This window comes from Actinomadura macra NBRC 14102 (assembly GCF_001552215.1).
GTDB lineage: Bacteria > Actinomycetota > Actinomycetes > Streptosporangiales > Streptosporangiaceae > Spirillospora > Spirillospora macra.
This window is the reverse complement of the sequence record NZ_BCQT01000004.1, coordinates 57,982-70,972: the sequence shown is the minus strand read 5'-3', so window position 1 is coordinate 70,972 and position 12,991 is coordinate 57,982. Positions and strand designations below refer to the sequence as shown.

Here is a 12,991-nt window from a genome sequence, read left to right as displayed (position 1 = left end):
AGTTCAGTCCGTGGCACCGCACATCGACGACGGCACCGTGACCGACGCGCGCTACGAGCGCATCACCGCCGGCCCACCCGAGGTGACCGACGCCTTCATGCGGGACGTCCTGCGCGACGGTTTCGGGCTCGACCCGGTCTCGCTCCGGCCCCTCGCGGGCGAGACCGACCGCAACACCCACGTCGTGGACGACACCGGCGCCGAGTACGTCCTGAAGATCACTGGACCGGCGGAGCGGCGGGCGGCGGCGTTCCAGACGGCGCTGCTCGGGCACCTCGCCGGGCAGGACCTCGGATTCGCGGTGCCGAAGGTCATCCCGGACCGCTCGGGGGCGCCGTCGCACGATGTGGACGGGCTGCTCGTCCGGCTGCTGACCTACGTGCCGGGCCGCCCGCTGGCCGAGGTGCCGCGCAGGTCGGCCGAGCTGCTCGCCGACATCGGCGCGGTCGCCGGCCGGTTGGGCGCCGCGACCGGGACGTTCGCGCCTGCGGCGGCGACCGAGCCGCCGCCCGCCCACTACTGGGAGTTCGCGCATGCGGGCACGGCGCTGGCCGGGTCGCTGCCGCACGTCCAGGACCCGGAACTGCGGGCCGCGGCGAGCCTGATCCAGGCGCGCTATCTCCCGATCCTCGACGAGCGGCTCGGGACGCTGCCGGTGGCGGTCGTCCACCACGACCTCAACGCCTTCAACCTGCTGGTCCGGCGGGACGGTGCCCGTACCCGGGTGTCCGGCGTGATCGACTTCGGGGACGCGGCGCTCGCGCCGCGGGTCGCCGACCTGGCGATACTCGCCTCCAGCGCGATGCGCGGCGCCGACCGCCCGCTGGCCGTGGCCGCCGCGCTCACCGCCGCCTACCACGCGCAGAGCCCGCTCACCGAGGCCGAGATCGACCTGCTGTTCCCGCTGATCGCCGTCCGGTCGGCGGCGGTCGCCGCGACCACCGCCCGGCTTGCGGCCGGGCGCAGCCACGGCGACCCGCGGCACCGTTCGTCCGCCGCCGCCGACCTCGTCCGCACGCTGGCCGGTGTCCCCGCCGAGATCGGCGCGGCCGCTGTCCGGCAGGCGTGCGGGCTGCCGGCGCACGCCGCCACCGCGGCGGCCGCCACCTGGCTCGCCGGGCACACCGAGCTCGCCACCCCGCCGGTCGCCGGGCTCCTCGGCCAGCTCGACCTGAGCATCGACGGCGACTGCTACGACGGCGCCGACCCCCGCGAGCCGGACGCGCTGCGCGCCGCCGCTCGCGCGGCGATCGTCGGATACGAGGCGTACTCCAGTGGGGGAACAGCTACTCCCCACCCACCTCGGAACGTTCCAGTGACTCCTGTGGGCCGCTACGGCGAGCCCAGGTTCCTCGTCCCCCGGCGGCGCGGCGCGGACGTCACCCTCGGGATCGACGTCTTCGCGGCGTCGGACGCGCCCGTCCTCGCGTCCCTGGCCGGACAGGTCGAGGGACTCGGCGTCGCCGGGACGAGCCTGATCCTGCGCCACGAGCCGGCCGAAGGCGTGTGCTTCCGCACGCTCTACACCGGCCTGTCCACGACGCTGGCCCCCGGCGAGGACGTGCCCGCCGGCGGTCGGCTCGGTGAGGTCGCGGCCGAGACCGGCGACGGCCTCCCGCCGCGCGTGCGGATCCAGATGACGGCCGTGCCGCTGATGGGCGCGCCGGGCGCGCCGGGAACGTCGTGGACGGCCGTCCCGCAGGAGGCACCGGGCGACGAGCACGAGCTCTGGCAGGCGCTGTTCGCCGACCCGACGCCGTTGCTCGGCGCGCAGGACGCGGTCACCGCCTGGGCGCCCGCCGGCGACCAGGCCCTGCGCAAGCGCCACGAGCACCTGCCGAACAGCCACCCCACCTACTTCAGCCGCCCGATCACCATGGTCCGGGCGCGCAACTGCCGGTTCTACGACGAGCACGGGCGGTCCTACCTCGACGCGCTCAACAACGTGACCCTGGTCGGGCACAGCCACCCCCGCCTGGTCGAGGCCGCCGCGCGCCAGCTTGGCAGGCTCAACACCAACACCCGGTTCGTCTACGACGTCCTGTCGGAGTATGCCGAGCGCCTCACCGCGACGCTGCCGGACGGCCTGGACGTCGTCTACTTCGTCAACTCCGGCAGCGAGGCCAACGATCTGGCGCTGCGGATGTCCCGCTACCTCACCAAGCGGGAGGACGTGGTCATCATCGACGACGCCTACCACGGGTACACCTCGGTGGTCTCGGACGTGAGCCCGTCCCGCTACCGCCACTACGGCAAGCCGGACACCACCCACCCCACCCCCAACCCGGACCGCTACCGGGGGGCCTACGGCTACGACGACCCCCAGGCCGGCGCGCACTACGCCGCGCACGTGACGGAGACCTTCGACCAGCTCGCCGCCGCGGGCCGCCCGCCCGCCGCGTTCCTGTTCGAGGCGCTGCTGGCGGGCGGCGGGCAGGTCGTCCTGCCGCCCGGCTACCTCGCGCCGATCTTCCAGACGGCGGCCCGGCACGGCGCGATGACGATCGCCGACGAGGTCCAGGTGGGCTTCGGCCGGCTCGGGGAGGCGTTCTGGGGCTTTGAGACGCAGGACGTCGTCCCGGACTTCGTGACCATGGGCAAGGCCATGGGCAACGGCTTCCCGGTGGCGGCGATGGTCACCACGCGCGAGATCTCGCAGGCGTTCGACCCCGCCGGACGGTTCTTCTCCACCTACGGCGGCAACCCGGTCGCCTGCGCCGTGGGGCTGGAACTGCTGAACATCGTGGAGGAGGAGAACCTCCAGGACAACGCCCTGCGGACGGGCCAGTACCTGCGGGACGTGCTGGCCGCGCTGGCGCCCCGGCACGAGCTGATCGGCGACGTCCGCGGCCAGGGCTTCTACAGCGGCGTCGAGTTCGTCCTGGACCGGGAGACCAAGGAGCCCGCCTCGGACGAGACGCTGATCATCTGCGAGCGGCTCAAGGACCGGGGCGCCCTGGTGTATCCGACCGGTCCGGCCTGGAACATTCTCAAGCTCAAGCCACCGCTGACGTTCACGCCCGCACACGCCGACGAGTTCGCCGCCGCGCTGGACGCCGTTCTAGAGGAGGGCTGGTAAATGACCCCGCCAACGACTCAGGCCGATCTTGTCCTGTACGGCGGCAACGTCGTCACCCTGGACGGGAAGTCGCGGACCGCGACCGCCGTCGCGGTGGCGGGCGACCGGATCCTCGCCGTGGGCGACGACCGGCACGTCCGCTCCTTCGCGGGCCCGTCGACGTCCGTGCTCGACCTGGCCGGCCGGACGGTGCTGCCGGGGATCAACGACGCCCATCTCCACCTGGCGATGTTCGGGCTCTCCGGTTACGCGGTCGACCTGAACGGCATCGACTCGCTCGCCACGCTGCACCTCGCGCTCGCGGGCGCGGGCGCCGGGCCGGGCGGCAGCGACTGGCTGGTCGGCGAGGGCTGGCGCGAGGCGAACATCCCGGAGTTCGACCCGACACCACACTGCACCCACCTCGACCCAGCCACCGGGGATCGTCCCGCCGTCCTGCACCACGCCTCGCGGCACTCGGTCCTGGTCAACACCGTCGCGCTGCGCATGGCCGGGATCACGCGCGACACCGAGGACCCGCAGGGCGGCAAGATCGTGCGCGATCCCTCCGGCGAGCCGACCGGCCTCCTCCTGGAAGCCGCGAAGGACCTGGTGACCCGGTACGTCCCGGAGCACTCGGAGGAGGAGCGCCTGGACGCGATCGTCTCCGCCATGCACACGCTCAACTCCCTCGGCATCACCAGCGTCACCGACCCGATCGTCTGGCCGGAGCTGCTGCGCGACTACACCACCCTGCACCGGCAGGGCCGGATGACCGTGCGCGTCAACACGCTGCTGCACTGGGACTGGCCGTCGCCCACCAGCACGTCCGAGGGCCTCGCGAAGGCGCTCTCCTACGCGGGCCTGTCGACCGGGCTCGGCGACGACTGGCTGCGGGTCGGCGGCTGCAAGCTGTTCGCCGACGGGGTTCCCACCCAGTGCACCGCTTGGCTGCACCAGCCCTACCCCGAAGGGGGGACGGGCCACCTGGTCACCCACGGGGACGACGACGAGGCCCGCTACGACGAGCTGATGCGCATGATCGAGCTGGCGCACCGCAACCGGCTCCAGGTCCAGGTGCACGTCACCGGCGACCGCGCGGCCGACGCGGCGATCGACGGCCTGGCCCGCGCGCTCAAGGCGGACCCGTGGCCGGACGCGCGGCACGCCCTCATCCACGGGACGCTGCTCGCCGAGGACTCCTACGACCGGCTCGCGGAGTACGGCATCGGCGTGATCACCAGCTCGCTGATGAAGTCCCACAGCGGCGCGTCCATGACCCGCTCCATCGGCGCCGACCGCTGGTCGCGGGCCTTCCCGGCCGGCGCGCTGCTGGCCGCCGGGGTGCATGTGGCCGACAGCTCGGACGCGCCGGTCTGCTTCCCGGACTGGCGCCGCGGCGTCGCCACCTTCACCGGCAGCGCCCCCGGTCCGTACGCGGAGGTCCCCGAGGACCTGCGCCTGACCCGCGAGCAGGCCCTGCGCCTGTGGACGACGGACGCGGCCCACTTCGAGCACGCCGACCACCAGAAGGGATCGATCGTCCCCGGCCACCTGGCGGACCTGGTCGTCCTGGACGGCGACGTCATGACCGTCGACGCCGACCGGCTCCAGACCCTGACCCCGACCCTCACCCTTGTCGGGGGGCGTGCCGTTCACTCCCGCTGACCGTTCCATTTGTGGCAAAACACAGATATTGGGACATAGTGCCTGGACTTCGCGGCCTGTCCCGTTGTCATGATCAGAAACAGGCGGCTTGGCCGATAGGCCGGCCAAGCCGCTTGTGGCCAATCGCGCCAAGACCAAGACCAGGGTCACCGCCCGGACCGATAATGTGACGCGTTACTCGGATACCGCAAGGTGGATAGATGACCGATGGTGTTCCAGAGCGGGATAACACCGATTTCCCGTTAGACGGCGGCGCGACCCCACCCATCGAGTCGATTCTGGAGGAGCTGCGCGGGCTCCGGAAGTCATTCGACTCCAAGATCCGTTACGACGAGGTCCGCGAGGGTCTCGTCCAGTCGATGAGCGACGAACTGGCCCAGTACCGCCAGGAGTTCCACCAGACCCTGCTGCGGCCGGTGCTGCTCGATCTCGTCTCGCTCTACGACGACCTCACCCAGATCATCGACTCCGCCGACACCCCGCCCGCCACGGCGAGCAGCCTGGAGTTCTTCCGGGGCTCCGTCGAGCAGATCCTCCTGCGCAACGGTGTCGAGCGGTTCACCGTCGAAGGTGACGCCCTGGACCGTGCCCGCCAGCGGGTCCTGAGCACGGTCGACACTCCCGATCCGTCCCTGGGGCGCACGATCGCCCGCCGTCTCCGAGCCGGCTTCTCCCGGGACGGGAAGGTCCTTCGCCCCGAATGGGTGAGCGTCTACCGGCAGGCCGCCGGGGCGCCCGCGCGGAACGGCGGCGCGCCGGAGCCGGCCACGGACGCGACCGCCGCGACCGACGCCGCCGCGACCGACGCCACCCAGGCAACGGATGAACCGGGCGCCATAGGCATGACCAACGCCACTGACGCGGCACGCGTTACGGACGGCGCGGGTACCGAGAACACCGAATTCGCCGACCACAGAGAATAAGGGGTCCCAGTTGAGCGACAACCGTGTCTACGGCATCGACCTGGGAACGACCTACACCTGCATCGCCCATGTCGACGACGCCAGCGGACGCCCCGCCGTCACGCCGAATATCGAGGGCGAGCTCACCACCCCCTCCGTCGTCCTGTTCGAGGACGCCGAGACCCGGGTCGTCGGACGGGAGGCCAAGAACGCCGCCGTTCTCGAAGCCGGCCGGGTGATCGAAATGATCAAGCGCGAGATCGGCAAGCCGAACTGGCGGCGGGAGTTCTTCGGCCGGGAGGTCTCCCCGGAGGAGATCTCCTCCTACATTCTCCGCAAGGCCGTCGAGGACGCCGAGCAGCACGACGGTGTCCGGCCGCAGAAGGTGGTCATCACCTGCCCGGCCTATTTCGACGTCCCGCAGCGGGAGGCCACCGCCACCGCCGGCCGGATCGCCGGCCTGGACGTCCTGGAGATCATCAACGAGCCCACCGCCGCCGCCATCACCTACGGGATGCAGGACAAGGGCGACCAGACCCTGCTGGTCTACGATCTCGGCGGCGGCACCTTCGACATCACCGTGATCGAGATCAAGGACGGCGCCATCCGGGTCATCGCCACCGGCGGCAACGACCAGCTCGGCGGCCGGGACTGGGACGAGGAGATCGTCAAGTACTGCGCGGCGCAGTGGCAGGCCGAGCATCCGGGCGCCGGGAGCGAGGTCCTGGCCTCGCCCGACACCGTCCAGGACCTGTGGCTGCGGGCCGAGAGCAGCAAGCGCACGCTCACCGCGATACCGCAGGCCAGGATCCCGGTGGTGCACGAGGGCAAGCAGGTCGCGGTGTCCCTGACCCGCGAGAAGTTCGAGGAGCTGACCGCCCCGCTGCTGGAGAACACCATCACCTTCACCAAGGCGGTGATCGAGACCGCCAAGAAGCTCGGCCACCCCACCATCGACCGGCTCCTGCTGGTCGGCGGTTCCACCAAGATGCCGCAGGTCACGGCCCGGCTCCAGAAGGAGTTCGCGATCGAGATCGAGAGCTTCGAGCCCGATTTCGCGGTCGCCAAGGGCGCCGCGATCTACGGCCAGAAGCTGGCGATCAACGAGCGCATCCGGCACGAGATCGCCAAGCGGACCGATACCCGGCCCGAGGACGTCGACGTCGAGACGACCCCGGACGTCGTGCGGGCGGAGGCCGAGGAGGTCGTCGCCGACACGATGGGCTTGCGGCTCGGCACCGTCAAGAAGATCGGCAACATGGCGGTGACGAACGTCTCCAGCCACAGCTTCGGCGTGCTGGCCTACCTCCACGACGACACCCAGGTCATCGCGAACCTGGTGCTGGCCCAGCAGGCCCTGCCCGCCGAATGCACGATGACCTTCGGCACCAAGGACGGCGGAGCGCCGCTGATCGAGCTGAAGATCTTCGAGAACACCTCCGAGGAGAAGATCGTCCGAGATCTCGACACCGGCGAGGAGGTGACCAGCGCCGTGCTGGAGATGCAGGCCGGGCTGCCCGCGAACTCGCCGATCGACGTCACCTTCCGGCTCGACGGCCAGGGGCGCCTGCACATCACCGGCCAGGACAAGGCCGAGGGCGGCAACGTCGTGCGGGCGAGCGTCGAGACCGACCGGGTCCTGTCCGCCGAAGAGGTCGAGAAGGCGATCGAGTACGGGCGCGGCATCCGCGTCATCGGGTGACCGGCCCGGTGGGAGGACGGCAGGTGGACGTAGCGGTCGGCATCGATCTCGGGACCACGTACTCGGCGGTCGCCTGGGTCAACGGTGACGGCGACCCGGAGATCATCCCGAACGCGCTCGGTGACCCGCTCACCGCCTCGGTGGTCGGTCTCGACGCGGGCGGCCGCCCGGTGGTCGGCGGCGAGGCCAAGCAGGGCCAGGCGGACGGCGCCGCCGAGGTCGCGCACCTGTTCAAGCGCTGGATGGGTAACACCGCCTTCCGGCTGCCGCTCGGCGACCGGGACTGGACCCCGCCGGAGCTCTCGGCGCTGGTGCTCGGCCATCTGAAGGCCCAGGCGGAGGCGGCTCTCGACCGTCCGGTGACGCGGGCCGTCGTGACGGTGCCGGAGTACTTCACCCACCCCGAGCGCGCCGCCACGCTGGAGGCCGGCCGGCTCGCCGGGCTGGAGGTACTACGGCTGATCAGCGAGCCGACCGCCGCGGCGCTCGCCTACGGGCTGCGCCCGGCGGCGGGCACCCGCCGCGCCCTGGTGTACGACCTCGGTGGCGGCACCTTCGACATCTCCCTCGTCGAGATCGGCGAGAGGGAGATCACCGTCGTGGCCGCCGAGGGCGACCACGAACTCGGCGGCCGGGACTTCGACGACCGGCTCGCCGGGGAACTGCTGCGCGACCTGCCGCCGGACGACGCCGAGGCGCTGGGCGCCAACCCCGGCGCACTGCTGGTCGAGGTGGAGCGGCTCAAGCAGGCGCTGTCCGCGCGGCGTTCCGCGGAGATCCGCATCACCTCCGGGGGACGGACGGTCCGCGCCGAGATCACCCGCGAAGGGTTCGAGGCCGCCACCCGTGACCTGCTGGAGCAGACCGGGCAGCTCACCGCCAAGCTCCTGCGGGAGACCGGGCTCGACTGGCCGGACATCGAGGGCGTGCTCCTGGTCGGGGGCTCCACCCGGATGCCGATGGTCCGGCAGTGGATCGAGCGGGTGTCGGGCAAACCGCCGATGGGCGGCATCCACCCCGACCACGCCGTCGCGCTCGGCGCCGCCGCGCAGGCGGCGATCCTGCTGGAGGAGGAGGCGGCCACCCGGCCGCGGCTCCCCGGCGCGGCGGGGGAGCAGACCGCCGGCGCGCCCATCCTGCGGCTCGGCGGGCCGCGCCGGATCAGCAACGTCGTGGCGCACAGCCTCGGCATGATCGCCGAGAGCGCCGAGGGTGACCGCTACCTCAACAGCGTCCTGCTCCCCCGCAACCAGCGCATTCCCTCGGTCGCGACCCGGCCGTACCAGTTCGGGCTCAAGGGGGACGGGGGAGACGAGATGGAGGTCTTCCTCACCCAGGGCGAGACGGAGGACGTCCAGGACTGCGCCTACCTCGGCCGCTACGTCGTCACCGGCTTCCCCACCTCGGGCGGCGGGCGCAGGGTCGTCGTCGATGTCTCCTACGCCTACGACGACAACGCCCTGGTCGGGGTGACCGCGAAGGAGCGGGAGACGGGCACCGCGCTGGAGGTGACGGTGCACGATCTGCCCCTCGACGTCCCGGACCGGTTCCTGGAACCCCCGCCCCGCACCGCCTCCCGCGAGCCGATGACGGTCTACCTGGCGTTCGACCTGTCCGGCAGCATGGCGGGCCGGCCGCTGGCGGAGGCGCAGCGGGCCGCCAAGGCGTTCGTCAGCCAGCTCGACCTGACCACGACGGCGGTCGGGCTCATCGGCTTCTCCGACTCCGTGGACGTCACCTTGCGGGCGACCAACAACGGCGCCGACGTCTCCCGCGCCATTAAGAAGCTCCAGGTCGGCACCACGGGCTACGGCAACGCCACCCACCCCTTCGACACCATCGCGGAACTGCTCGGCCGCACCAGGCACCGCCGGTTCAGCGTCGTCCTCGCGGACGGCGTATGGGAGGAACAGCCCCATGCCACCAAGCGCGCCCGGCGCTGCCACAAGCAGGGGATCGAGATCATCGCGGTCGGGTTCGGCGGCGCCGATCATGAGTTTCTGAAGGGGATCGCCTCGTCCAGCGAGCAGGCGATGTTCACCCAGCTCGGTGAGCTCAGCACGGTCTTCGGGACGATCGCACGGGAGATCACCGAGACCGGCAGCGGGCGATGACCGGGGGCGGGGACAAGGATCGGCCGAACTTCTTCCTGCTGCTGGAACTCGACCCGCACGGCCCGTGGGACGAGATGGCCTACCAGCGCGCCCTGTCGGAGGCGCTGAAGCGGTGGACCCAGCAGTCGATGGGCCTCCAGTCGCTCCCCGCGACGGCCGAGGCGAAGCGCCACATGAGTCACGTCAAGCTCATCCGCCAGGTCATGGGCGACGCGGAGGCGCGCAAGGCCGAGCGCGATCGGGCGCGGGCGCAGGAGAGGGCCTCCCGCACCGCCCGGCGCAAGGACTTCATGGCCCGGCTGGCGCTGATGGCCAAGCGCGGCTTCCTCCTGGAATCGGAGGTGGCCGCGCTCCGCCAGAGCTTCGCGGACGTCCTGGCCGCCGACGAGTCCCTGCGCAAGCAGCTCGACGGGGTTCCGGTCCGCTCCGTCCAGGACGACCCGGTCGGGCCCCGGCTCGACGACCGGACCGAGGCGCAGCTGCGCGAGCTGCTCAGGAGCGCGCAGGAGTTGTCGATCTACGACGTGCTCAAGAGCGTGGACGCCGCGGTCAACGAGCAGAGCCCGCGGGAGGTGCTGCTCGCCGCCGCGGACGCGCTCTACCTGAAGCAGCACAACCGCAAGAACAAGCAGGACCCGACGATCAAGGCGCTGGAGCGGCTGAGCGGCCTGGCCAGGGCGAGCCTCTTCCAGTCCGACGAGCAGCGTGACCGGCTCGACGCGTCGATGCGCCTGACGAAGCTCCAGGAGCTGGTGGAGTGGTTCTTCGACGTGCTCGGCAGCGCGCGCTCGGTGAGCCGCGGCCAGGTCGAGGCGTTCCTGGAGGAGGCGCGCACCCGCGGCGTGAACGATCTCACGCTCGCGCTGCTGTACCTGCGGGAGCGGCTCGCCAAGCACGGCTGGGCCGTCGAACTGCCCGCGCCCGAGGACGAGGACCGGGTCCGCAGCCTGGTGCAGTGCCCCCGGTGCGCCGGCCTCAACGGCCCGTCCGACGAGACATGCGCCATCTGCGCCTTCCCGCTGCGCGAGCCGTGCCCGCGGTGCGGTGCGGTCGAGCCCCGTTACGGCGGCGGCTGCCGGTGCGGCTTCCCCATCGGCCAGCGGGACGCCGTCGACGACCTCGCCGTCCAGGCGACCGAGGCCCTCGACGCGCACCGGCTGGCGCAGGCGGAGACCTACCTGGATCGGGCCGAGCGCATCTGGCGGCTCCCCGCCGCTTCCACCGATCCGGTCTCGGTCAAGCTCCGGAAGGTCCGGGCCCGCTGGACCGTCGCGGTCCAGGAGATCGAACGGGCCCGGGCGGCGATCGAGCCCCTGATGAGCGCCCAGCGGTACATCGCGGCGGCGAGTGCGCTGCGCACCGCGCCGGACGGCCTCCCGCGCCGCCGGGAGCTGCTCGAACGGGCCGAACGAAGGATCATGGAGGCGAGGGAGCTGTGCGAGCTGGCGCGCCGGCCCGAGATCTCCAGAACCCGCAGCATCGAGCTGTACCGGGAGGCGCTGACACTGTGCGCCGACCTCGAACCCGCCCGGGTGGAGCTCGCGCGGATCCCGCCGGACCCGCCCGCCGGTGTCCGTGCCACCGTCGCCGACCCGGCCGCCGGGGTCCAGGTCACCTGGGAGAGGTCACCCGACACCGACATCTCCTATGTCGTGGTCCGGCGGATCGGCCCGGACGCGCCGGAGTCCATGGAGGACGTTCCGGGTCAACAGCGCGTCGCGGATCCGGCCGAACCGCCGCTGCGCGACCGGTCCGCGGCCGAGGTCGCCGGGCAGCCGCTCACCTACGCGGTGTTCGCCACGCGGTTCGGCGCCCGCTCGGCGCCCGGGGTCGCCGCCACGGTCCTGGCCGCGCTCGATGCGGAGCTGCGCGGCGAGGCGGGGGACGGCCGGGTGACGCTCACCTGGGAGCCGCCGGCGCGCGCGGCACGGGTCGAGGTGTCGAGGCGGGAGCTGGGCGCGACGGACCCGGCGGTCGTGCTGACGCCGACCGAGCCGTCGCGGCTGGTCGACACCGGCGTCCGCAACGGCGTCCGGTACGAGTACACGGTCCGCGCGGGGTACCTCCGACCGGACGGCGGGATGGTGTGGTCCGCCGGCCGCTCCGAGCAGGTGACCCCGACGCGGCGCCCGGCCCCGCCCGGCCCGTTGCTCCTCACCGGGTCGAGCGCGCGATACGGCCTCTATGCGCATAAGACGGACATCCGGTTCCCGCTTCCGGAGCGGGGCGAGGTGCGGATCGTCCGCCAGGACGGGGCCGGGTCGCTGCGCGAGGGCGACCAGGGCCCGCTGGGACGGCTGAAGCTCGACGGGTTCGTCCTGTCCGGCGAGCCCCCGCTGTCCGATCCGATCATCGACCGCAGGAGCGAGTTCCTCTCGTACGTGCCGGTCCTCGTCCTGGACGGCATGGCCTACGTCGGCCGGCCACGCCGCTACGCGATCCGGGAGGAGGTCGTGGATCTGCGGGGCGAGTTCGCGGGCCGGACGCTCGCGCTCGGCTGGTGGTGGCCGGAGGGCAGCACCCGGGCGCTCGTGGGCCACGGGTCGGCCGGCGAGCTGCTGGACGTGACGGCCGTGGACCGGCCGCTGACCGTGTCCAGGAGCGCGGGGGAGGCCACGGGCGGCTGCGCCCTGCCCGTCCAGCCCGGTGCGACGCGCGTGAACGTGATCGTCGCGCTGGTCGTCCAGAAGGACGGCCTGGACTTCGTGACCGGCGGTGTGCGCAGGGAGTTCACGCGTCCGGGAGTCCGCGTCGAGTACCACGTCCGCGGCTCGGGCGGGCGCCGGCCGAGCCTCGTGCTGACGTCCGCGGCGCCGGTCGACCTGCCGGCGATGGTGCTGCGCGGCCGGTCCGGTGGGGCGCTGTTCACCCGCGAGGACGGGGACGTGGTCGCGACCGTCGGCCCGGTGCGCGTGAACGGTCAGCACGCGGTACCGCTGCCGAGGGCCGGCGCGCAGAACGTGGAGTACCGCCTGTTCACGGCCTCGCCCGGTGCGGCGTCCGCGGTGGAGTTCGTGCCGCGCCCGATCACTGCCTGAGCAGGTAGATGTCCAGGGTCAGCGTGCCCGGAGATGCCCCGAAGCTGATGTAGGGCCGGTACACCGTCCCGTGGAACACGTAGCCTTGCTCGCCGAGTTCCTGGAGGGCCGAGTCCGCCTTCTTGGCGATCTCCGTGCCCTGCTCCAGGCCGCCGCCGAACGACAGCACCAGGCCCGCCTGACGGCCGTTCAGGGACGTCTTCGCCCGCACCTTCTTCTGGAGCGCGGCCTTGGCGGACGCGTCGCCGGACAGGAGTCCCTGCCAGTCCACCTCGACGGTCATGCTGATCGGCTGGCTTTCGAGCCCCTTCTGGAACGTGGACGACGGTGACGGTGACGGCGTGGGTCCGGGGGAGGGTTTCGCTTTGGCGGGCGCGGCCTGCCCGACCGTCGTCGCCACCAGGAACGCCATCGCCAGCGCGAGCATGAGGTCGGCGAACAGCCACCCGATGGTGCCGAACACGAGGTTGCCCGGGTCCTTGCTCGGCGCGGTCCTGCGGCGGTTCACG

Annotated in this window: 7 protein-coding genes; 6 read left to right on the top strand and 1 reads right to left on the bottom strand. The window is 72.2% G+C overall.

What is annotated here, in order from left to right; translation table 11 throughout:
* Positions 1-10: 10 nt before the first annotated feature.
* The 6 genes from AMA02S_RS05060 (at position 11) to AMA02S_RS05035 (ending at position 12,482) form a co-directional block, all read left to right on the top strand.
* A complete protein-coding gene (locus tag AMA02S_RS05060) occupies positions 11-3,079 on the top strand; it encodes an aminotransferase class III-fold pyridoxal phosphate-dependent enzyme (protein WP_067452381.1) in 3,069 nt (1,022 codons plus the stop codon).
* Positions 3,080-4,726, top strand: a complete 1,647-nt coding sequence (locus AMA02S_RS05055) for an amidohydrolase (protein WP_067452378.1) — start codon at positions 3,080-3,082, stop codon at positions 4,724-4,726.
* A 200-nt stretch (positions 4,727-4,926) separates the two neighbouring features.
* The gene (locus tag AMA02S_RS05050) at positions 4,927-5,649 is read left to right on the top strand and encodes a nucleotide exchange factor GrpE (RefSeq protein ID WP_067452375.1); all 723 of its coding nucleotides are present in this window, start codon (positions 4,927-4,929) and stop codon (positions 5,647-5,649) included.
* A gap of 10 nt (positions 5,650-5,659) precedes the next feature.
* Positions 5,660-7,330: an Hsp70 family protein gene (locus tag AMA02S_RS05045; protein WP_067452372.1), complete on the top strand. Its 1,671-nt coding sequence runs from the start codon at positions 5,660-5,662 to the stop codon at positions 7,328-7,330.
* Between the two features lie 23 nt (positions 7,331-7,353).
* Positions 7,354-9,444: an Hsp70 family protein gene (locus tag AMA02S_RS05040; RefSeq protein ID WP_067452370.1), complete on the top strand. Its 2,091-nt coding sequence runs from the start codon at positions 7,354-7,356 to the stop codon at positions 9,442-9,444.
* The gene (locus AMA02S_RS05035) at positions 9,441-12,482 is read left to right on the top strand and encodes a hypothetical protein (protein WP_067452367.1); all 3,042 of its coding nucleotides are present in this window, start codon (positions 9,441-9,443) and stop codon (positions 12,480-12,482) included. The genes AMA02S_RS05040 and AMA02S_RS05035 overlap by 4 nt, the downstream gene beginning before the upstream one ends.
* On the opposite strand, the gene AMA02S_RS05030 is transcribed toward AMA02S_RS05035, so the two are convergent.
* Entirely contained in the window at positions 12,472-12,990 is a 519-nt protein-coding gene (locus tag AMA02S_RS05030; RefSeq protein ID WP_067452364.1) for a hypothetical protein, read from the bottom strand. The genes AMA02S_RS05035 and AMA02S_RS05030 overlap by 11 nt on opposite strands.
* Between the last annotated feature and the right edge of the window lies 1 nt (position 12,991).

What these genes read in the sequence shown, in the direction of transcription:
- AMA02S_RS05050 (WP_067452375.1), top strand. Translation starts at nt 4,927, where the DNA reads ATGACCGATGGTGTTCCAGAGCGGGATAACACCGATTTCCCGTTAGAC.
- AMA02S_RS05055 (WP_067452378.1), top strand. Translation starts at nt 3,080, where the DNA reads ATGACCCCGCCAACGACTCAGGCCGATCTTGTCCTGTACGGCGGCAAC.
- AMA02S_RS05035 (WP_067452367.1), top strand. Translation starts at nt 9,441, where the DNA reads ATGACCGGGGGCGGGGACAAGGATCGGCCGAACTTCTTCCTGCTGCTG.